The sequence below is a fragment of the Paenarthrobacter sp. NPDC018779 genome, from assembly GCF_044391085.1.
In the GTDB taxonomy this organism is placed as follows: Bacteria; Actinomycetota; Actinomycetes; order Actinomycetales; family Micrococcaceae; genus Arthrobacter.
This window is the reverse complement of record NZ_JBIRZS010000002.1, coordinates 36,638-57,149: the sequence shown is the minus strand read 5'-3', so window position 1 is coordinate 57,149 and position 20,512 is coordinate 36,638. Positions and strand designations below refer to the sequence as shown.

Genomic DNA, 20,512 nt, shown 5'->3' with positions numbered 1-20,512 from the left:
ACTTTGGTACAGCCATCAAACCGACGCCTCGTAACTGAGGCTGCGCTTGCCGCGTTCCAGGCGCCGCAGGACGCTCTTATCGCAAACCATGAAACCCGCGTTGATGATCTGGAAACTCTGGCTGGTATCGCGCCGGGAGATGTCTCTGACGCGACAGTTCGGGCGCTCATCACTAATCCGTCCTCGAACACGGCGCAGGCGCTTTACTCCGGCATCCCTGTCAGTGCCGGCAACGCCCCGTACAGCGCGGACCCAACAGGCGTTGTTGATGCCACGTCTGCTTTGATCGCCGCGGAAGCCGCAACGGTGGCCCGTGGGTCGAACGCCCGGCTGTACATCCCAGCTGGCACATACAAGATCAGCGGCGAAATAAATTTCCGCTGTGGCCTTGACGCTGAGGGTGCAACCTTCAACTACGCGGGCACTGGAACCGCCGTGTCAGTGGGATCGAAAACTGCCGGGTCGGTAACCTTCCGCAGAACTTTCAACCTTCCCCGCGTCATCAACACATCACGCGGCACCACCGGCTGGGACGGCACCAGCATCGGCGTCAAAGCGTACAACCTGAATGACTGCACCCTGACAGTGCCCTTCATTCAGGATTTCGAATACGGCCTTGTTCTCATGGGTAACGACGCGGGATTCGCGTACAACAAGATCACGCTTGGCACGCTATGGGAGAACCACAAACAGCAGGTACTTGACTGCACGAACCTCGGCTACATCAACGAGAATAAGTTTTTTGGTGGGCGCTGGCAAAGGTCACTCACCAAGGGCGCTGTCGTCGATGATGTGAACGCCGCTGAAATCTTGGCTCTGGGTCAGAATAGCGAAGGCGGGCCAAACAACAATGTGTGGTACTCCCCTTGCCTCGAAGGACCAAACGTAGCGTACTATCGCACGTACATCAACGGCTCCCACAATTCGATCATTCATGGTCGCTGGGAGTCCCCAAACAACGCAGCAATCCGCGTTCGCTGGGGTGCAGCATCCGTCTCAAATGTGCTGTTCTACGGGTATGGGCTGGTGAACGTTGTCGAGACGTTCGACAACACGACTGGCACCATCTCCCCGTCAATCCGGTATGACAGCGCTGGCCTCTACCTCAACCCGACCACAACCACGGCTGGGCAAGTGATCCCCAACAACGTCACCACTGACATCAACACATGGCCAGCATCACCAACCATGCGAGGCATGACCTACAACTCCACTACCGGAGAGTTCACGCCACGCCCAGGACGTTGGAGGATCTACGCCAAGGTCCAATTCGCGATCAACGGCACGGGGCGCCGCCAGGCGTACCTTATTGGTGGCGGCACCAACTTGGATGATGCTGAGATTCAGCCGTCAGCGACAAACCGTGGAACGATGCACATGACCGGCATCCGGCGCTTCAACGGCAGCGAAACGTTCAAGGTGCAGGTTAGCCAGACCAGCGGCGCGGACCTCGCCCTTGAAACATCTTCCGGGCGTGTCAGAATTTCAGCCGATTACCTCGGTGGCTAACTCTCAGTCTGCACGGCCATGGCGTGGAGAGTGATAGCGGTATCAGGGTTTTTCCAGTGCCTCAAACGCACACCATGACAAACAACATCATTAGGCAGGGCGAAGTCATACGTGGCTTTCGCCCTGCCTTTTTTTGTGTCCAAATACCGGTAATGCCCAACACTCTCGTTGGTCGAAGTCGCAACCCGAGCTGACGCGAGAGCCGACGCTTGGGCGTCGCTCAGAGGGTGACCGTCCGCGCTGGTCAGGTCAAGGCTGAACAGCGCGTTGCCGTCCACAACCCCTTCCCCGAACTCCGCGTCAACACTTAGTTTGAACTCTTGGAGGGCTGCGTCAAACGGGAACGTGAGGACGCCGGCAACTGGGGTTGCTTTCTCCACCAAGGTTGTCTGCGCTGTGAGCTTGAAACTGTCGGCGAGGCGCGGGAAAACTTCCCGGATGTTCACGTCAATGCCGGGCTCTTTGTACTTCGCCATCTGCGTCAGGACGTTGGCGCGGGCGAGTTCCTTGGTGAAGTCCATAGCGGTGTCCTGCTCAACGTGCCGCACCCACAGATAGGAGGGCTTGCGCGAGTCCAGGATGACAGGGTTGGACCGATCTGACAGGTGATGCGGTGCGTGGATCGGCTTCACCGGGAACCCCGTGTCATCCAGCCCGCAAATCTGCAACAGGCCGATCGCGAGCATGGGCCAGTGGGTGGCGCGCACGTTGGAATAGTGCCCGTCCTCATAGAGCGCCGTGAAACCGGCAGCGAGGGACACCTGCATGCCGATGTTGTCCGGGCGCATGTGCTGGGCCATCTGGTCGAAGAAGTCCGCAGAGAGAAGGTCATCGTCGTCAAGGCGGTACGTGCCGTAGACCTTGTCCTCGAATGGGCGTTCGGCGAAGTACGCCTGCGCGATGCCGTCCAAGTCGGTGGGCGTCCTGCCAGCCTCGTGCCGGTCCAACCCAAGGAACGGGTAACGCTGCGCCGCAGCCTCAAGCTGATCCTGATACTTCTTCGGCAGGTTCGCAGAGTAGGACACCACGTGGAAGATGTCATGCCCGCGGGATGCTTCTTCAAGCTGCGGCAGTGAGTGCTCGATGAAGATCTTACAGCGGACACCCATGCGCGAATCGCTGTACAGGTAGGCCTCGTAAGCTTCCGGGGTAGTGAACCGCCCGTTGGTCGCCTTCCAGGACGATGACTTTGGGTTGAAGAGGCTAAAGCGAGTGTTTCCGATGAACAGCACTACGCCTGCCCGAAGTTTGCGTAGGCCTTGTCTGAGGCGAGGCGTACAGTTTCGCGGTAGGCGGTTTCGTCGTCCATTTCTTCCCCGGCGATGCGGGCAATGGCCCATGCGTCGTCTGCTGCTACGCCTGCCGCGAGGGCTACGGCGGCTAGCGCGATTAGTTTGCTCATGACCCATACCTTACCGAACGCCCCTGCTCTCCACTGACGGAGAGTGGGGGCTTTTCGTCGTCTCGGAGTTGCATTCAAATAGTCCCGTAAGCGTCCCGTAACCACTATTGCAAGCCCATACTCTCGCGCCATCACTGGGATGTGGGGTTAGTGAACACATTCCGGTTCAGAATAGGCTTGTGAAGGAACATGCAAGTACAGGTGTTGTCTTTCAGGGTCTTTCCGATCTAACTCGTTTATGCTGCGTCGTAGTCGGTTGGGTCTACAGGTAGCTCGCCTAACGCTTTGGCTGCGTGCTCGGCGCCGCGGAAATGCGCGTCAGGCATCAAATGAGCGTAGAGGTCCACGGTCATCTGGATTGAGTTGTGACCGAGGCGTGTTGATAGTTCGTACATGCTCATCCCTGCCGCCAGCATGATCGCGGCATGGAGATGTCGAATTGAGTGAACCGTGACATGCCGATCACCGCCCGGACCTAACCCGGCAGCGTCACGCGGCTTGGACCATGCCCTGTTGTAGAAGGCTTGGTGGGTCATGACGCCGCCGTTTTTCATGCGGAACACTGGACCACCATCGGTAAGGGCTTGCTTTACGGCGGGGGCTATTGCGGCGACGGTTGATGGCGCGAGGGAGACGCGGCGGCGGGACTTCTCGGACTTCGGGTCGCCAACGTACCGGGCGGGTTCGTTTTCGCCGCCTAGTTTGTGGGCTTTGGTGATGAGCACTAGCGGCGGGTTAGCGTCCAGCACAAAGTCTTTGCCGAGTAGCGCGGTTCCTTCGCTGAACCGACAGCCGGACCCTAGAAGGAAGTCAAGGAACGGCTGGAAATGCGGGTCCATGCGGGCGTGGATGGCTTTGTAGTCGTCCATGTTGATGTCGTCCCCATCATCACCCACCCGCCGTTTTTTGGGGAGTCGTACGCCGTCGCAGGGGTTCCGGTCGATGGTGCCGGCGCGAACTTGAGTGAGTAACGCGGCGGACAGTAGCCCGTGTTTGTCCGCGATTGTCTTGGGTGACTTGCCCCTACCCTGCATCCATTTGATCCAGGCAACGATGTCCGCGTTCTTGAGCCCCTTCACCTTGAGGGATCCGAGCGGCCCGTTGAAGTGGTTCTTGAGCGCACCCCGGTAGCGTTTGATCGTGTATGGGGTGACATCAACGAGCTGCTCAATGTGCTGCTCAATGGCTTCGGCAACAGTAGGGCCTTCAAGGTCGCTTTCATCATGGAGGCGTTGAGCGACCGAGAAAGACTGCCCGTTAGCATCGAGCAGTCGTTTCCACAGTTCAGCCTCTTGCTTGGTGTGGAGCGTTTGGTGGCTTGGTCCATGCTCAGGATCCCGCCACATCAACCGGTAACTGTAGCTGCCATCTTTCTTCGGGCCGCGTGGGTGGATGCTAGCCAATCGCCCACTCCTGCTGGTAGTCCGGGTGATCCTTGTACACGGCGGCGACGGCTTTGACGGTGGGGCATGGGTACTTGACCATCGGAGGACCTTCACCCAATTCGCTCATCCACCATTCAGCGCAGCTATCGCAATAAGGTTCACGCATCCCTAGGTCAAGCTCATGTTCCCTCATGATCGCTCGTTTCGCCGCGCACTCAGCAAGGACACGGGCGGGGTTATGGCGGACAGCATGACGCGCATCTGCCACTGCTATGCATGCATCCCAATTGCTATCGGCAGCGTGAATGCTCAGGCCTTCTACCCAAAGGTGTTCGTCTGGTTCATCGCGGATCGACCACGCCGGAACGTCGCATGCCCGGGCAGCCGCCTCGTCCTCCGCGATCCTGGCTTCAAGGAACTCGATGATGCTAGTCACGCGTCAACTCCTGCGAGCCTGTTTCGATCACTTCACCCTGAACAGTTACGGGCTTCGGTCCAACTTTGAATGAGATTCCGCCATCGAACGACATCTCTTCACTGCTCATCAATTCGAGGTCATAGGCTTCGATTAATTCCTGCTTGGTGATCGTGACTTGCCCGCCAAGCTTTCGCACCAAGGCGGCAAATAGCACCAACTGTTCAGTGTCATCCGCGGGTAAACTTGGCATATCGACTCCTATCAATTCGGTCACACCCCCGGATGTAACGGCATCGCGGGGGTCTTCTATGCCTCAAGTTTACCTTGTTGTGTCAACGCTTGAGAGGTTTTTGTCAACGCGGGCTGAAAGTTCCGCGGATTCTAGGGCCTAAATCTGTGGAGCTAAGGAGATTCGAACTCCTGACCTCTTCGATGCGAACGAAGCGCTCTACCAACTGAGCTATAGCCCCTGGACCATGCAGTACGGCGTGGCCAGTGTCCCTAGGCTATAAAGTTTCCCGGCGCTTTTCCAACCACGACACGAAGGTCTCCGTCCCGTACTTTTCTCCTGGCACCAGGTTGAGCCCTGCACGGAGGTAGCGACCCATAGAGCCGGGCAAGGGGAACTCCACAATGCGGCCCCGCACCTGCGCCACGGACATCCAGATCGACGCCAAGTCCCGCATGCTGAGTATCTCCGGACCGCCCACGGTCCTGACGCTGTGGCTATCTGCGGACGAGGAATCCGTGGCGGCTTCCAGGAGTGCCCTGGCAACATCCTGCGGTGAGATGGTTTGGAACCTTGCCCCCTTGAACACAGGGATCAGCCGGAGCCGGGCACCGGCGGCGAAGACCATGGCTACCAAGCTGTGGAACTGCGTTGCGCGCACCACCGCGGTCTCAAGGGCCGAGTCCGCATAGACACGCTCCTTCTCGGCCTTGGAAACGTAGAACGAGTAGGTGCTTCGATCGCAATTGATGATGGACACCGCCACCGCCTTGGGGACACCCGCCTGGCGGGCGGCCTCCAGAAGCCGCGCACCGCCGTCGGCGAAGTGCTTTTTCGCCTTTCCGAATTGCCCCTCCAGGCAGTCAATAACGACGTCGGCACCCGCCACCGCGGCGGCCAAGCCAACGCCAGTGGTGACGTCGCCCGCGAAGTAGGTGGCGCCGTCGTGATGCTTCGCCGAACCGGCGGGCGGTACGTGCCGGCTCAGGACGTTGACGGCGTGCCCCTGCCCCAGCGCAAGCCGCACTACTTCGCAGCCCACCTGCCCGGTGCCGCCGGCGACGCAGACCACCGCCATGGACGGCTAGGCCCGGCGTCGCTGCAGGACGTCGTCCAGGTTGCTCAGTGCGCTGTGACCTTTAGCGGGAGTGCGTACCTGCGCTGCGGCGTCGGCCTGCTCCGCACCCTGCTTGAGGACCGGCTTCCCGACGGGCTTGGGCGCCTCGGGAAGGACCAGCGGCTCCGGCGCAGGCCGGTTTGCCTTGGCTGCCCCAACGTAGGTGGGCTTGGGAACCTCAACGGGCTTCCAAGGGGTGCCAGCGTCTTCGGGCGCGGCTTCGGCGGATGTATCTCCGGCGGCGAGGGCTACGGCCAGTGCCGCTTGACGAAGTTCGACGGCGGACAGCCTCGCCTTTTCGCCGCCTGCCTCGGCATCGAAAACGGGTGTTTCCTTGGCTTCCGCGGGCGGTTCCTTGGGCAGGTACCGGGCGGGAGTGGGAATGGATTCCTTTTGGACAGCACGGCGGGCACGCCGTTCGCGGAGATCACGCAAGGCAAGCTGCCGCAAAACGACGACGGCGAGCACGGCACCGAGGAATGACACCAACGGCAACCAGATAGAGCCCTGCCCAAAGAGCCGGACGATGCCGGAAACCACCGCGGTCAGGAGGAGGATCAGGCCGGACAAGGCCAACGTCAGGCGGGCGTACCGGATGGTGAACGGGGTACTAGACGGTTTCCGGGCAGTTGTATCAGCCACGCGGGATTCCAGGGGCGACGCCTGTGCTGTGCTGTGCATGGTCTCCATCGGTTTCTCCTGCTGAGGTGCCAATGCCAAGACCACCCCTGGCTGCGTCTCGTCGGGCTCGTCCTCGAATGGCTCTGCCGGCCCGGTGGCCGTTTGGACCTGTGGCCGCCCTTTGCGAAGAACATAGGGCGCAACCCACACCATCCAGAGCGCGACAGTGACAACGAGTATCACTGAGCTGCTGAGAGGGAAGTCCACATTCAAAACCGTAGAAGCAAATCGTCAGGTGCCGTGGCATTCCTGCCGGTGTGTCGCCCGCGAGTCCCTAAATGATTCCCGGGAAGCCCCAAAAGGGCCTATGACCTGCCCGTTCTTCCTTCCCGCCAGCTTTCCAGGAGTCCGTGCGGAACTTCCTCGGAGGTCAGCGCGAAGGATCTGTGGTCTGCCCATTCCCCGTTGATGTGCAGGTACCTTTCGCGGTAGCCCTCGTCCCGGAAGCCGAGTTTCTCCACCACGCGCAGGCTGGGTGCGTTTTCCGGCCGGATGTTGATTTCCATCCGGTGCAGGCCAAGCGTCCGGAAACAGTGATCGGTCGCCATCGCCACAGCGGTGGGAGCGATTCCGTGCCCAGCGCGGTCCTTGTCCACCCAATACCCCAGGGTGGCCATCATGGCCGAACCCCAGACGATCGAGGAAACCGTCAACTGGCCCACGATGCGCGGTTCGCGGAAGCCGGGGGTCCACTCGGCGATGATGAACGGCAGGGCCGTGGCCTGGCGCGCCTGTTGGTTCAAGGACGCCACCATCTGGCGGTAGCTTGGGAGGCTCCCACCCGGTGCGGGGTTGGACGCCTCCCAAGGAGCCAGCCATTCACTGTTCCGCGAGCGGACCTCGGACCATTCCCGCTTGTCCCGGTAACGGATGGGCCGGAGTACCAGGTCTCCGCTTTCCAGCGTCACCGGCCAGATCGCAGAGCCGTACATCCGGGTGTTACTGGGGAAGGGTAGCCGTGAAGTCCGGCAGCCACTCGCGGAGCTCGGGGCCCAGGTCTTCGCGTTCGCAGGCCAACTCGATGCAGGCCTTCAAGTAGCTCAGCTTGTCACCGGTGTCGTAGCGGCGGCCACGGAAGACCACGCCGTAGACGCCGTAGCCTTCGCCCTCGCCACGGGCCAGGACCTCGAGAGCGTCGGTCAGCTGGATTTCTCCGCCGCGGCCCGGAGCTGTCTTTTCAAGGACATCGAAGACGGCCGGGTGCAGCACGTAGCGGCCGATCACGGCAAGGTTGGACGGGGCTTCATCGGCGGAAGGCTTCTCCACCAGCTGCTTGATGCGGACGTACCCCTCCTCGCCGTTCTCCTCGACATCCGCGCAACCATAGGCGCTGATCTTGGACGGTTCCACTTCGATGAGGGCCACCACGGATCCGCCGGTCTTCTGCTGCACGGCGATCATTTCGCTGAGGAGATCGTCCTTGGGATCGATCAGGTCATCGCCGAGCAGGACGGCGAAAGGTTCGTGCCCAACGTGCTGCTTTGCGCGGAGGACAGCGTGGCCCAGGCCGTTCGGGTCGCCTTGGCGGACATAGTGGATGTCACCGAGGTTGGTGGCGGACTGGATGGCTTCGAGCTTGGACGTGTCACCCTTCTCCGCCAGAGTGGCCTCAAGCGCAGGAACACGGTCAAAGTGGTCCTCCAACGCACGCTTGCTGCGGCCGGTGATCATCAGGACGTCATGCAGTCCAACTTTCACGGCTTCTTCGACCACATACTGGATGGCTGGCTTGTCAACCACGGGCAGCATTTCCTTCGGCATCGCCTTCGTGGCGGGGAGGAACCTGGTACCAAGACCCGCTGCGGGGATGACGGCCTTACGGACAGCATTGTTATGGTGAGTCACCGGACTAATGTAACGGACGGAACACATCAAAAGGTAAACCCCCGCCGTGCCGGGACACACAAATTGTCGGTGAATTGGCTGGTTGGGGCACTGGCGCCCCACCCGGCAATGCACCGACGGAACGGACAATCATGGCCTCGAAGGAAGAAATACGCGCCGCCCGCAGGCTGCACCGTCGCACGCTGACTCCTGAGCAGATCGCAATCGCTGGTGACGCCCTCGCGGCGCACGGAACGGCGTGGGCCAAAGAGGTTTCAGACGGCGTGCCCGGCACCTTCACCGTGTACCTGGGTGTGGCCTTCGAGCCCCCCACCCTCCCCTTGATCGAGGCCCTGCACCAGGACGGGCACCGGATCCTGCTTCCGGTGTGCGAGCCTGACCGGCAACTGAGCTGGGTGTTCTGGACCCCGGAGACAGTCTTCCTCCGTTCGGAATACGCACCGATTGACGAACCGGAGGGCGAGCGGCACGGCGCGGATGCCGCCTCGCACGCCGACGGCATCTTCATGCCTGCCACGGCCGTGGACGGAGACGGCAACCGGATCGGCCAGGGCGGTGGCTACTACGACCGCTTCCTCCAAGGCCTCGCCGCCTCGGGCCGGCAGCCCCGCACCATCGCGGTGACGTACGACGACGATGTGTTGCCTTCCGGTGCCATCCCGGCCGAGCCTTTTGACCAGCCCGTCACGGAGGTCCTCACGCCGTCGGGAATTGTGCGGCTCGGCAGGTAGTTATGGTGGCGTACGGCCGGCAAACTCCAGGGTGGCGGTCGAACAGCCGGATGATAGAATTGGCACTCAGGCCCTGCGACTGCTAAGGCGGAGACTCCTCCGCTTGAGGCTGCACAGGACCTGACGTTTGTCCTGAGGAGGAATTCAGTGCCCACATACGCATACGCCTGCAAAGACTGTGACCATGCCTTTGACATCATCCAGTCGTTTTCGGACAGTTCCCTGACGGAGTGCCCGGAATGCCAGGGCGCCCTGCGCAAGAAGTTCAACAGCGTCGGTGTTGTCTTCAAGGGCTCCGGCTTCTACCGCACGGATTCCCGCGATTCCAAGGGCAGCAGCACCGTTTCTGCTGCACCTTCGGCTGCACCGGCACCCGCGGCGGCTGCCACGCCGGCGCCCGCCGCTGCCGCGAGCTAGCCTCACTTATCCACATAAGGCTGCGGGCCGCTGTCTGGCGGCCGGCGACGGTGGTTAGCGTGGCGTCATGCCACACTCACCGTCCTCTCCTCGCTTTGCCCGAACGCGCCATGCACGTGGCGGAGTCCATACACGCTACCCGGCCGGGCGTCCGTCAGCGCCCGCGTCCAGCAGCCGCCCACGCCTGCTGTTCCTCTCCCGCCTTAACCGACACCGCCGGCTGCTTGTAGTCCTTCTGCTATGCATGGCGGCAGGTATCACCGTCCAGCAACTCACCCCCGCTCCTGAGCACCGCATCAGCATTGTGGTTGCCGCCCGGGACCTGCCCGCAGGAACAAGTCTCAGCCAAGGAGACTTCATCGGCATGGGCGTCCCGCAGGACATGGCAATTTCGGGGGCCATTGGCGACCCCGCATCGTTGGCCGGACGCCAACTGGCCTCGCCCCTGGCCAAGGGACAAATTCCTACCGAGGCGAATCTCCTGGGACCGGGCCTTCTCACAGGGGCGCCCGCGGGATCCGCAGCAGTTCCCCTGCGCATGGCCGATCCCTCGTCCATTCAGTTGCTCTCCCCCGGACAACTCGTCAACGTGGTGCTGACCCCTGCAGACTCCTATGACGGATCCCGCCAGAACCAAACTCTTGCTGGACCTGTCCCTGTGCTTTGGACGTCGGGCCAAGGCGGGAAGGCCGGGCCTTGGCTGGGAACGAGCGATACGGACGGCCTGGTTGTGGTGGCCGCAGACGCCCAACAAGCAGAAAAGCTTGCCGGCGCATCCACGCAAGGCAAGCTCTTCTTCGTGCTCATCAATACCTCTTGATCAGCGTCCGGGATCAGCCCCAGTGAGGCGGCCGCTGCTCCTTTAGCCACTGATCGTGGTCGTAGCCGGACTCGTCGCCCCACCGGCGGGGGTCGTCCTCCGAGGCTTTGTTGGGCAGGATCCCGGTGGAGGCAGGCTTCACAGCCGCGGACTTCGAGTCTTCGGGATCCGCGTTCTTTTCGGACCCTGCGCTCTTTTCGGACCCCGCGCTCTGTTCGGACTCAGCGCCCTCATGGGATTCGTTCGCCTCACGGGTCGCGTTGGCCTCACGGGTCTCGTTGGCCTCACCCGACTCCTGATCGACGGAGGCCGGTTGCCCGGAACCGTCGGAACCGTTCGCCAGTGCTTCCTGGCCCGGTACCTCGGGCTGCACGTCCTTCTGTGCAGGCTCCACGGCAGGTTCCTCAGTGCTCACTGACTCTTCTTTCACAACTTCACGTTCCGGGTTGTCCGCGCGGTCCCGGGAGTCAACCGCGGACGGGCGCGACACGAAGGCTTGGACGCTGCCCACTTCCAATTGTTCTACGTCCATGTCCAGGAAACCATGGTGCGGGACGGAGGTAGCTTGCGGCACGTGGTTCTCAAGGCCCAAGTAAGAACCAATACGGTCAGCGCAGGAAGAGGGATCAGTGAACACCTCGATGGTCCACAGGGACATGTACCGCCAGCCCATCCGCTCCAGCAGTTGGGGGCGCAACCTGCTGCGTTCCCGGACGCTCATCCGCCGGTAACGCTCGGTGCCGTCGGATTCAATGGCCACGGGGGTTGGGACTTCGGCACCTTCCCGGCCAATCGTGTGGACCGGATCGGCCGCGGCAGCAATGTCCAGCACACCGTCATAGAGGTGCCACACCCGCGCTCCGCGTGCCCGCAGACGGTCGCCAAGATCGGCCACCAGCGGATCCTCGCCGAGGGCCTGTTCGCTGGCCACGGCGCGGGATGCCGGCGTGCCCAGGTTGCTGTTCCCGGACAGCTCCCGGTCCAGCAACTCATAGAAGTCCACGGCCCCGTGCGACAAGCGGTCCAGGTCCAGGTCTTCAGGACGGAAGCAGCTCAGCACGTGCAGGGAACGGCGGGCTCGGGTCATGGCCAGGGCAAAGCGGTTGCGTCCGCCATCCACGGACAAGGGCCCGAAGGAATGCAGGGCGCGTCCGTGCGGCGTGCGGCCATATCCCAAGGAGAAGATCACATGGTCCCGCACCAGTCCCTGGGCACGCTCCAGATCCACCACACGGAAGGACTCCGGCCCCGCGCCAAAGAAAGCAGAGAGCAACGGGTGGTTGGGCAACTGGAGCCTGATCGCTTCACCGATGCGGGCCGCATGCCGCAGGCTAGCTGTAACCACGGCCAAGGACGTGCGGGGACGCAGCCGGGCGTGCTCGAATACAAGGTCCACCACGCGGTTGACCTCCGCCGTCACGGATTCGACACCCTCATGGTCCGCCCCGGGAAGTCCGGTACCGTCCGGGATGTATTCCACCAGGATGGAACGGTCCAGGCCCGTCACGGAGCTACCGTCCGGGAGTCGCCGCAACCCGCCGTCGTAATAGTTCTTGCTGAGCTGGAGGACCAGGTCCTCGTCCACGGCCCGGTACACCCAGTTCAATTGCCAGGTGGGCAGGACACGCGCCAAGGCAGTGAATGCACTGTCCACGGGTTCGTGGCTGGCCACTCCGGCCACCGGAGGCTCCACGGCCACGCTGAAAGTGCGGGCGTTGGCGATCTTCGCGTCACCGAAGGCAATGACCTGGCGGGCACGGGCGATGGCCGGGAGCACCGCTTGGAGCGACGTCGACTCGGCATCGATGATCACCACGGCATCGAACTTCTGCTCAGCGGGAAGCACACCCGTCAGCAGGTAGGGGCTGACCGACCACACGGGGACCAGCAGCGGCACCAGGTCGGGTGCCTGGGCGCTCAGTGCCGGGAGTGTGACCCGGCCATCCTTGAGTAAGGCGCGGAGCAGTTCCGCCTGGCGCGGGTGTTCCACGATTCCCTGGCGCCACCGGCTGGCCAACTGCCACCGAAGCCGCGCGGCGCCACTGGCGATGTGCGCTTGGTCGGCAAGCCGGAATTCGGCCTCCAGCTGGCGCAGCGAATCGCCGTCGGACATGGCAAGGTAATCGTCGCCGCTGATCATGGCTTCCAACGCAGACTGCCACCAGGCGAGGTCAAGCTCGGCCGCGACGGACGCGGCGGGGACTTCACGCGCGGCAAGGTCGGTGAGCAATTCGCCCAGTCCGTGCTCACGCATCTGCTCTATCAGCAGGGTGCGCTCAGGAAGTGTCTCCAAAGTGGCGGTATCGGCCACAAGCCGTTCCAGCCGTTCCATGAGCTCCGTGTAGGGAGTTCCGTGCAGGGAACCGCCGTCGGAGGTGTGCTTCAGCGCCTCCCCAAGACGCTGCAATTCGCCATCGAGTTCGCGGTAGAGCGCACCAAGATCGGCAAGGCCGGAAGGCACGGCGGGATGCCGCTGGGTGGTGGCGTACCCGGCCCACAACGCGCGCTGTTCCTGGACAAGGACCAGGGAACTGTGGAGATCCGCGATGTGGACACCCGGCCGCACGTATTCCTTGGCTACCCTGCGCAAACGGGAGCGCTGCATGGACGGCATCTCAAGGTTGCGTTCACGGCGCCAGGACGAGCTCGCCGTAGCGGAGATGAGGTCGTGGACGGGACGGTCGAAAATGTCCGGGGTGAACTTGTCCAGGCTCTCACGCACGGCAATCAGGAGTTCAAGCTGGGTACCCCACTCGGTGAACGTCTCCCCCAGCCGGATTTCGGCGTGGTCGGCCAACTGCTTCATCCGGTCGCGAAGGACAGGAAGCTTCTCCTCCGCCAGCCGGGCAAGCTGTTGCGCTTCCTCGGTCTCTTTGCGCGTAACCAGACGCGCACCGTACCAAGGACTGGAGGTGGATGACCGGCTGAAGCTGCCCAGTTCCGCAGCGCGGCGCAGGCGGCCGGCCAGTTCCTCGCGGTCCTTGATGTTGTCCAGGACACTGCGCTTGAGCCTCACGGTGGTGGACGGGGCCGGGTGGATGGATGTCAGTTCGGCGAGGGACTGCATGGCCTGGTACGGCGAGCAGCCCCACCGTTCACGCACGTTGTGCAGCGAAGCAACATGGTCCGTCAGGGCATGGCGATGCCCCGTCAAGGTCTCGTGGAGGTTGCCCAGCTGGGGTTCCAGGGCTTTCTCGTTCCGCATGATCGCCCGGACCAACTGGCCCTTCAGCTGCTGCGGCGTGGTGCCGTTGCCGGGGCGGAAGAGCATCGATTCGAGCCCCAGGGTGTCCAGATGCGCAGAGAGGGCGGCAAGGCTCGACTGGCGCTCCCCCACCACCAGGACGGACTTGCCCTCAGCCACCAGGGCACCAACCGCATTGATGGCTGTCTGCGTTTGTCCGCTGCCGGGAGGCGTGCTGACAACCAGGGAATCCCCTGCGCGGACAGCGTCCACCACATACTGCTGGTCCGTATCGGCGTCCAGCAGCAGGAGTTCATCGGCAGGATCGCGCTCGTCCAGGCTGGGGAACCGCCCGGCCTTGATGGGCTCAGGCTCCACGTCGCCGCCATTGGCCGCCGTAGCCAGTGCGGCCACGGTGGGGTTGTTCATGTTGATCCAGGGATCGTCAAGGTTGCCGGAGAGGTCCGCGAGCGTGGTCACCAGCAGGTTGAACTCAACGTCCGCACCATGGATCGGTTGTACCAGCGTGGCGAGGCGGTCGAGCACCGGCTGCGGGTCCAGCCGCGCGGTGTTGTACGCCATCCGCGCTACAGCGTTGACGTCGAACACGATGCCATGGACGGACTTGAGGTGCCGCACCAAGGCAGGGTTCATCCGGGCCTGTTCGGTCAGTTGCAGCTCGAAGTCGTCCTCGCCAGGACGGACGGTAAGCGTGATGGCGGTGAGCATGACGGGCGCCGAAACGCGCTGCGGCTTGCCCCCGACGGCGGAGGTCCACACCACGGTTCCGGCGGAAAGGTAGCCGGCCTCGATGCCGCGGTCATTGCCGAGTTCGAAGATCTTGGAACGGATATTGCGCGCCGCACGGGCAGCAACCAGGTATTGCTGGCGGTCCCGGATCAGCGTGGACAAGCGTGTGCGGCGTCCTGCGAGCAGCTGTGCCAGGCCGGACGGGTGCGCTGTGCTGAGGTCGATTGCGCCTTCCGGCGTCTTGACGAAGCGAAGCATGGTGTCCGCCCCGGTAACGGGCTTAAGTCCAGACAGCCATTTCCGGAGCTCTTCGGAGTCCTCTTCGTGGCCTTGACCTAATGACACAACTTCTGCCTTCTTTTCTGAACTAGCTTTAGACGCCTTGGACCATACCGGCATACTTTCGAGGGTAGCGGGAATACGCCCGGAGCCCGCTCCGCAACACTGGACACGGCAAAATTCGCCGTCATTTCACAGTTCCGCAAAGCAAGGTTCAGGCGGGCAGCACAATGGCCGGCCTCCCAAGGAGACCGGCCATTCACACTGCTATTCCCACTCGATGGTTCCCGGCGGCTTGCTGGTCACGTCCAGCACCACGCGGTTCACGCCGTCCACCTCGTTGGTGATCCGGTTGGAGATCCGGGCCAGGAGGTCGTAGGGCAGGCGGGACCAGTCAGCCGTCATGGCGTCCTCGGAGGACACCGGACGCAGTACGATCGGGTGGCCGTAAGTACGGCCATCACCCTGCACGCCGACGCTGCGGACATCGGCCAGCAGCACTACCGGCATCTGCCACACGTCGTTGTCCAGGCCGGCGGCGGTCAGTTCCGCACGGGCAATGGCGTCAGCCTTCCGCAGCAGGTCCAGCCGTTCCTTGGTAACTTCGCCCACGATGCGGATGCCCAGGCCGGGGCCCGGGAAGGGCTGGCGTCCGACGATTTCCTGCGGCAGGCCCAGCTGGGCGCCAACAGCGCGGACCTCATCCTTGAAGAGTGCCCGCAGCGGCTCCACGAGCTCGAACTGCAGGTCCTCGGGAAGCCCGCCCACGTTGTGGTGGCTCTTGATGTTCGCTGCACCCTCGCCGCCGCCGGACTCGACGACGTCCGGGTAGAGCGTGCCCTGGACCAGGAACTTGATCTTTTCGCCTTCGGCAGCGGCCTGGGCGATGATGGCCCGCTCCGCCTCCTCGAAGGCGCGGATGAATTCCCGGCCGATGATCTTGCGCTTGGTCTCGGGATCGCTGACCCCTGCCAATGCGGACTGGAAGCGCTCCTGCTCATTGGCAACGTAAAGGTTGACGCCGGTGGCAGCCACGAAGTCGCGCTCCACCTGCTCTGCTTCGCCTTCACGAAGGAGCCCGTGGTCCACGAACACACAGGTCAGCTGGTCCCCCACGGCACGCTGAACCAGTGCTGCGGCGACGGCGGAGTCAACGCCACCCGAAAGGCCGCAAATAACCTTGGAGTCGCCGATCTGCTCGCGGATGCGCTCAACCTGTTCCTCCAGGATGTTCCCGGTGGTCCAGTTGGGGGTCAGGCCGGCGCCCTTGAACAGGAAGTTCTCGAGGACATGCTGGCCAAGGACGGAGTGCTTCACTTCCGGGTGCCACTGCACACCGTAAAGGCGCTTCTCATCGTTGGCGAAGGCCGCCACCGGAGCTCCGGCAGTCGTTGCCAGAACCTCGAAGCCCTCGGGTGCCTCATGGACGGAGTCGCCGTGGCTCATCCAGGTGTTCTGGGACGCCGGGACGCCGTCAAGGATGGAGCGTGCGTCGCCAACAAGGAGAGCTTCGGTTGCGCCGTACTCCCGCAGGCCGGTCTGGGCAACCTTGCCACCCAGGGCGTTGGCCATGGCCTGGAATCCGTAGCAGATGCCGAAAACGGGAACGCCTGCCTCGAAGAGGTCCGCTCCGACGTTCGGAGCACCTTCGGCGTAGACGCTGGAGGGTCCGCCGGACAGGATGATGGCTGCCGGGTTCTTGGCCAGAAGCTGCTCGGTGGTGAAGGTGTGCGGAACGATTTCCGAATACACATTCGCTTCACGGACGCGGCGGGCAATCAGCTGCGCGTACTGGGCACCGTAGTCAACAACCAGCACCGGCTTCTGTGAAGTCTGGGGTGCGGTGGGAGTAGTCACCAAACAAGACTACTTTGCCGGGCCGCCCCGGTGCACACCGGAACGGCCCGCGAGGGGTCAAAACCGGCGTCGCCGTAAGGCATCTCACACCGGGTGTGCCCCGCGGCCTGTCAGTAGCGCTTGGACGCCTGGGGATTCGCGGCCAACTCGGCCTCAACCTGGGCGTGGAACTTCTTCTCCACAATGAAGGACATGAGCGGAACAACACCGCCCGCCGCCAGGAGGATCAGTTTGGCGAACGGCCAGCGCAGGAGCGACCACAGACGGAAGTTGGAGATCAGGTACACCACGTACATCCAGCCGTGGACGATCAGGACCGTGGTGGAAATGTTGAATCCACCAATCACGCCCTTGGGCTCCGACTCGGCGAACCCGAAAGCGAACGGCTGGCCGGTCACTGCGTCTGTTCCGCCGGCGAAGAGGGACACCCCAAAGCCGTAACGGGCGATCAGTTCAGCGCACAAGAGGAGAAGCATGGCACCGGTGAGGTAGGCCATGACCTTGTAGAACTTCAACGCCGAACGGATCTGGGCTTCCGTTCCGCCAAAACGCCGCTTCTTGGGCTTGGGCCCGGACTGTTCGGGCTGGATTGCCGGTTTGGGCTCAATCATGGTTGCACCTTTTGTTCTGGCTCACTGTTGTTTGGCTCAGTTGCTTGTTGTTTCGGGGCCGGATGGTCATCCGGCTCGTCGTCGTACTCGTCGTCATCGCCTTCGAGGCCGCGGCGATAGTCGTCGGCCACCATCCGCCACCAGATGTACAGGGCGAATCCTGCGAAGACCACCCACTCCACGGAGTAGAACAGGTTGAGCCAATTGACCTGTTGGGCCGGGGGTTGGGCGGGAATGTTCAGGGCCTTGACGGCGTCGTTCACGGCAACGGGTCCAGTGTCCGTGGTTTGGGAGGTTGCGGCAACGAACCCGGGGTAGCTGGACACTCCCCAGTCGTTGATGAGTTCCGCAACGGCGACGGCAGACGCACGGCCTGGACCGGCGTCGACATTTGGCACCGGAGCCTCGGACGGCAGCAGGCGGCCGGTCACCGAAACAGCGCCCGACGGCGGCCGGTCGGCTTGGGCGGGATCGGCCACCCAACCGCGGGCTACCGGAATCCAGGTCTGGGGCGTGGCTGCGACGCCGCTGAGCTTGGGAGCGCTGTCCACTGCGAACGCCGAGACGATCCAATAGCCCTTTTGGTTGTTGTAAAGCCTGCCTTCCACCAGGACCTGCTTACCGGCGTCGTAGTGTCCGGTAGCGCTGACCATCTGGTCCTGGACCGATCCGGGGAAGAATTGTCCCGGCTTGAGGACGTCCACCAACAGTTTGACATCCTCCACGCTGGACGGCTCCGGCGGTTCGTGCTGCGTGGAGCGGCTCAGCTGCCACTGGCTGAGCAGCACGAACACCCCGGACAGCAGGAGCGCAAAGACCAGTCCTGCGATCCAACGGGGTTTCAACGCAGTTTTCAACACCCCTTAACCGTACTTCGTCCGGCTGTAGAACAACGAAACGGGGCTTGGAGTGGGGCAGCAGGGTCCCTGCTGCCCCAATCTTCAGTGGTCGAAGAACACCAGGCTTGAGTTGATGAGTTCGGAGATGACCTCGGGATCGTGCGCCCGGCGGAGCGATTCACGGAAGGACTCCTTGGACAGTGAACGGGCCAGGGTGGCCAGGACTTCCAAGTGGTCGGAGAAGGAGCTAGCGGGGGTCGCGATCAACAGGACCACCGTGGCCGGACCATCACTGGCACCGAAGTCGAGGGAATGCCCGAACTTGGTGACGCCCACGGCGATGGAAATCCGGTCCACGTACTCGCTGCGGGCGTGCGGGAGCCCTATGCCGCCCGGCAAGCCGGTGGCCAATTGGTGTTCGCGCGAATTGACGGTCTCCAGGAAGCCTTCCAGGTTGGAGATCCGGCCGGCGGCGTAGAGCTTTTCCGCAAGCTGGGCCGCGGCATCACTCTTGTCTGCAGCAACAAGTTCAAGAATGACGGTGTCCGGCGTGGTCAGTTCCGCGTCATACCGGTCAAGTGGTTCGGCCAAGTCGTGTTTCCCTCCAGTGTGGCCTCCCGGCCGCAGCTCCCCGGCTTCATGGTTCCCGACGCGTCAGCGAAGGGGCACGATGTCATCCACTCCCATGCGCGCAGCATCTGCCGACTCGTCGTCGGGTTGCTCCTGGCTCAGCCGTTCGGCCTCTACCCGCGCCAGATAGTGCTTGATTTCGCTTTCGCGCTGGGTTTCGCTCCAGCCGAGGATTTCTCCCATCAGCTTAGCCACTACGGGCACGGCGGACACACCCCGGTCCCATGCTTCGATGGAAATCCGCGTCCTGCGCGTCAAAACGTCATGAACATGACGTGCGCCCTCGTGCGTGGTGGCGTAGACCACCTCGGCCGCCAGGTAGTCGTCCGCACCCGGCAGCGGTTCTCCCAGCCCGGGTTGGCGGGCGATCAGTTCCAACACTTCCGATGCCATGGACCCATAACGGTTGAGCAGGTGCTCCACCCTGGCCACATGGACTCCGGCCTCGTCAGCAGAACGGGCGCGACGGTTCCACGCCGCTTTGAAGCCCTCGGCGCCGAGCAGCGGAATGGTCTCGGTGCAACTTGGGGGAACGCGCTCGTCCATGGCCCGGGTTGCCTCGTCCACAGCATCCTTGGCCATGACCCTGTACGTTGTGTACTTGCCGCCAGCCACCACCACGAGCCCAGGGACCGGGTGTGCCACCACGTGTTCGCGGGACAGCTTGGCGGTGGAGTCGTTATCGCCGGCGAGCAGCGGCCGGAGCCCCGCATAGACGCCTTCCACGTCTTCCCGGGTCAGTGGCCGCTTGAGGACGCGGTTGACGTGTTCCAGGACATAGTCAATGTCCTTGCTGGACGCCGCCGGGTGCGCTTTGTCCAGCTTCCAGTCGGTGTCCGTGGTGCCAATGATCCAATGCCGGCCCCAGGGTATGACGAAGAGCACCGACTTCTCCGTGCGAAGGATCAGCCCCACGGTGGATTGGAACCTGTCCCGCGGGACCACCAGGTGGATGCCCTTTGACGCCCTGACCTTCAGTTGGCCCCTGTCGGTGACCATGGCCTGTGTCTCATCGGTCCAGACGCCGGTGGCATTGACCACCTGCTTGGCACGGACCTCGAAGACGCTGCCGTCTTCCTGGTTCTCCAGTTTGGCCCCAACAACGCGTTCGCCCTCGCGAAGGAAATCCACTACCCGGAGCCGGTTGGCGGCGTAGGCGCCGTAATGAGCCGCGGTCCTGACCACGTTCACCACCAGGCGGGCGTCATCCACTTGGGCGTCGTAGTAGCGGATGGAACCCACAAAAGCGTCGTCCTTCAGGCTGGGAGCTGCCCGCAAGGTGCCCCGTTTGGACAAATGCTTGTGCATGGGGACGCCACGGCTGTGGCCCGAGGTGATGCCGAGTGTGTCGTACAGCATGATGCCCGCGCCAACATAAGGGCGCTCCCACACCCGCCGGGTCAGCGGGTACAGGAAGGGCACGGGGCGTACCAAGTGCGGGGCGATGGTCTGGATCAGGAGGCCTCGTTCCTGGAGGGCTTCCTGGACCAGCGCGAAGTCCAGCATCTCCAGGTAGCGAAGCCCGCCGTGAATGAGCTTGGAGGAACGCGACGAGGTTCCGGAGGCCCAGTCCCGGGCTTCCACGATGCCCACCGTCAGGCCGCGTGTCACGGCATCCAGCGCAGCCCCCGCACCCACCACGCCACCACCGACGATCAGGATGTCGAGTTCCTTGCCTGACTCCGCCGTGGCTTTCAGGGCTTCGATGGAAGCGGCACGGGACTCCGGGCTCAGGGCTCCGGAGGGATTCACCTGTGGCCCGCCTGCGACATTGCTCATCGGACTCCTCCTCAAACGCAATTGCTGGT

General features: G+C 62.9%; 19 protein-coding genes and 1 tRNA gene. 4 read left to right on the top strand and 16 right to left on the bottom strand.

Translation table 11 applies throughout. From position 1 onward, the window contains the following. Positions 1-3 precede the first annotated feature (3 nt). On the top strand, positions 4-1,509 hold the full coding sequence (locus ACH488_RS02430) for a hypothetical protein (protein ID WP_397322028.1): 1,506 nt from the start codon (positions 4-6) through the stop codon (positions 1,507-1,509). Here the strand turns inward: ACH488_RS02430 and ACH488_RS02425 are convergent. The 10 genes from ACH488_RS02425 to galU form a co-directional block, all read right to left on the bottom strand. Next, positions 1,506-2,741 carry a glycosyltransferase gene (locus ACH488_RS02425; RefSeq protein WP_397322026.1) on the bottom strand — a complete coding sequence of 412 codons (1,236 nt, stop codon included), beginning with the start codon at positions 2,739-2,741 and terminating at the stop codon, positions 1,506-1,508. The genes ACH488_RS02430 and ACH488_RS02425 overlap by 4 nt on opposite strands. Next, complete coding sequence (locus ACH488_RS02420) at positions 2,741-2,911, bottom strand: hypothetical protein (protein WP_397322024.1); 171 nt, start codon at positions 2,909-2,911, stop codon at positions 2,741-2,743. Before ACH488_RS02420 ends, ACH488_RS02425 begins: the two co-directional genes overlap by 1 nt. Positions 2,912-3,147: 236 nt before the next feature. Beyond that, complete coding sequence (locus tag ACH488_RS02415; RefSeq protein ID WP_397322023.1) at positions 3,148-4,314, bottom strand: tyrosine-type recombinase/integrase; 1,167 nt, start codon at positions 4,312-4,314, stop codon at positions 3,148-3,150. Further along, the gene (locus ACH488_RS02410) at positions 4,307-4,732 is read right to left on the bottom strand and encodes a DUF6221 family protein (protein WP_397322021.1); all 426 of its coding nucleotides are present in this window, start codon (positions 4,730-4,732) and stop codon (positions 4,307-4,309) included. Before ACH488_RS02410 ends, ACH488_RS02415 begins: the two co-directional genes overlap by 8 nt. Beyond that, positions 4,725-4,964: a hypothetical protein gene (locus tag ACH488_RS02405; RefSeq protein ID WP_397322020.1), complete on the bottom strand. Its 240-nt coding sequence runs from the start codon at positions 4,962-4,964 to the stop codon at positions 4,725-4,727. Before ACH488_RS02405 ends, ACH488_RS02410 begins: the two co-directional genes overlap by 8 nt. A gap of 147 nt (positions 4,965-5,111) precedes the next feature. Next, positions 5,112-5,184, bottom strand: a tRNA-Ala gene (locus ACH488_RS02400). Positions 5,185-5,220: 36 nt separating this feature from the next. Continuing rightward, on the bottom strand, positions 5,221-6,021 hold the full coding sequence (locus ACH488_RS02395; protein WP_397322019.1) for an SDR family oxidoreductase: 801 nt from the start codon (positions 6,019-6,021) through the stop codon (positions 5,221-5,223). Between the two features lie 6 nt (positions 6,022-6,027). After that, positions 6,028-6,894, bottom strand: a complete 867-nt coding sequence (locus ACH488_RS02390) for a hypothetical protein (RefSeq protein WP_397322512.1) — start codon at positions 6,892-6,894, stop codon at positions 6,028-6,030. A 152-nt stretch (positions 6,895-7,046) separates the two neighbouring features. Continuing rightward, positions 7,047-7,673 (bottom strand): GNAT family N-acetyltransferase, encoded by a 627-nt coding sequence (locus ACH488_RS02385; RefSeq protein WP_397322018.1) that lies wholly within the window; start codon positions 7,671-7,673, stop codon positions 7,047-7,049. A 7-nt stretch (positions 7,674-7,680) separates the two neighbouring features. Further along, a complete protein-coding gene (gene galU, locus ACH488_RS02380; protein WP_397322017.1) occupies positions 7,681-8,613 on the bottom strand; it encodes a UTP--glucose-1-phosphate uridylyltransferase GalU in 933 nt (310 codons plus the stop codon). Between the two features lie 104 nt (positions 8,614-8,717). On the opposite strand from galU, the gene ACH488_RS02375 reads away from it, so the two are divergent. From ACH488_RS02375 to ACH488_RS02365, 3 genes are all read left to right on the top strand, one after another. After that, complete coding sequence (locus ACH488_RS02375; protein WP_397322016.1) at positions 8,718-9,317, top strand: 5-formyltetrahydrofolate cyclo-ligase; 600 nt, start codon at positions 8,718-8,720, stop codon at positions 9,315-9,317. A gap of 147 nt (positions 9,318-9,464) precedes the next feature. Next, positions 9,465-9,734, top strand: a complete 270-nt coding sequence (locus ACH488_RS02370) for an FmdB family zinc ribbon protein (protein WP_397322015.1) — start codon at positions 9,465-9,467, stop codon at positions 9,732-9,734. 244 nt (positions 9,735-9,978) lie between these two features. Next, positions 9,979-10,554 (top strand): RcpC/CpaB family pilus assembly protein, encoded by a 576-nt coding sequence (locus tag ACH488_RS02365; RefSeq protein WP_397322014.1) that lies wholly within the window; start codon positions 9,979-9,981, stop codon positions 10,552-10,554. A 13-nt stretch (positions 10,555-10,567) separates the two neighbouring features. Here the strand turns inward: ACH488_RS02365 and ACH488_RS02360 are convergent, their stop codons facing one another. From ACH488_RS02360 to ACH488_RS02335, 6 genes are all read right to left on the bottom strand, one after another. After that, complete coding sequence (locus ACH488_RS02360) at positions 10,568-14,887, bottom strand: AAA family ATPase (RefSeq protein WP_397322012.1); 4,320 nt, start codon at positions 14,885-14,887, stop codon at positions 10,568-10,570. 147 nt (positions 14,888-15,034) lie between these two features. Beyond that, entirely contained in the window at positions 15,035-16,624 is a 1,590-nt protein-coding gene (guaA, locus tag ACH488_RS02355) for a glutamine-hydrolyzing GMP synthase (protein WP_397322011.1), read from the bottom strand. Between the two features lie 110 nt (positions 16,625-16,734). Further along, positions 16,735-17,235, bottom strand: coding sequence for a DUF3817 domain-containing protein (locus ACH488_RS02350; RefSeq protein WP_397322010.1), 501 nt, complete (start codon positions 17,233-17,235; stop codon positions 16,735-16,737). After that, positions 17,232-18,095, bottom strand: coding sequence for an SURF1 family protein (locus tag ACH488_RS02345; RefSeq protein ID WP_397322008.1), 864 nt, complete (start codon positions 18,093-18,095; stop codon positions 17,232-17,234). The genes ACH488_RS02350 and ACH488_RS02345 overlap by 4 nt, the downstream gene beginning before the upstream one ends. An 81-nt stretch (positions 18,096-18,176) precedes the next feature. Beyond that, positions 18,177-18,665 (bottom strand): PTS sugar transporter subunit IIA, encoded by a 489-nt coding sequence (locus tag ACH488_RS02340; RefSeq protein WP_397322007.1) that lies wholly within the window; start codon positions 18,663-18,665, stop codon positions 18,177-18,179. A gap of 63 nt (positions 18,666-18,728) precedes the next feature. Continuing rightward, the gene (locus ACH488_RS02335; protein ID WP_397322006.1) at positions 18,729-20,483 is read right to left on the bottom strand and encodes a glycerol-3-phosphate dehydrogenase/oxidase; all 1,755 of its coding nucleotides are present in this window, start codon (positions 20,481-20,483) and stop codon (positions 18,729-18,731) included. Positions 20,484-20,512: the final 29 nt, after the last annotated feature.

Bases quoted from the DNA above. Each gene is read 5' to 3' on its own strand.
- ACH488_RS02420 (WP_397322024.1), bottom strand. From the start codon at position 2,911: ATGAGCAAACTAATCGCGCTAGCCGCCGTAGCCCTCGCGGCAGGCGTA.
- ACH488_RS02405 (WP_397322020.1), bottom strand. From the start codon at position 4,964: ATGCCAAGTTTACCCGCGGATGACACTGAACAGTTGGTGCTATTTGCC.
- ACH488_RS02395 (WP_397322019.1), bottom strand. From the start codon at position 6,021: ATGGCGGTGGTCTGCGTCGCCGGCGGCACCGGGCAGGTGGGCTGCGAA.
- ACH488_RS02390 (WP_397322512.1), bottom strand. From the start codon at position 6,894: ATGGTGTGGGTTGCGCCCTATGTTCTTCGCAAAGGGCGGCCACAGGTC.
- ACH488_RS02385 (WP_397322018.1), bottom strand. From the start codon at position 7,673: ATGTACGGCTCTGCGATCTGGCCGGTGACGCTGGAAAGCGGAGACCTG.
- galU (WP_397322017.1), bottom strand. From the start codon at position 8,613: ATGTGTTCCGTCCGTTACATTAGTCCGGTGACTCACCATAACAATGCT.
- ACH488_RS02375 (WP_397322016.1), top strand. From the start codon at position 8,718: ATGGCCTCGAAGGAAGAAATACGCGCCGCCCGCAGGCTGCACCGTCGC.
- ACH488_RS02365 (WP_397322014.1), top strand. From the start codon at position 9,979: ATGGCGGCAGGTATCACCGTCCAGCAACTCACCCCCGCTCCTGAGCAC.
- ACH488_RS02360 (WP_397322012.1), bottom strand. From the start codon at position 14,887: ATGCCGGTATGGTCCAAGGCGTCTAAAGCTAGTTCAGAAAAGAAGGCA.
- ACH488_RS02350 (WP_397322010.1), bottom strand. From the start codon at position 17,235: ATGATTGAGCCCAAACCGGCAATCCAGCCCGAACAGTCCGGGCCCAAG.
- ACH488_RS02335 (WP_397322006.1), bottom strand. From the start codon at position 20,483: ATGAGCAATGTCGCAGGCGGGCCACAGGTGAATCCCTCCGGAGCCCTG.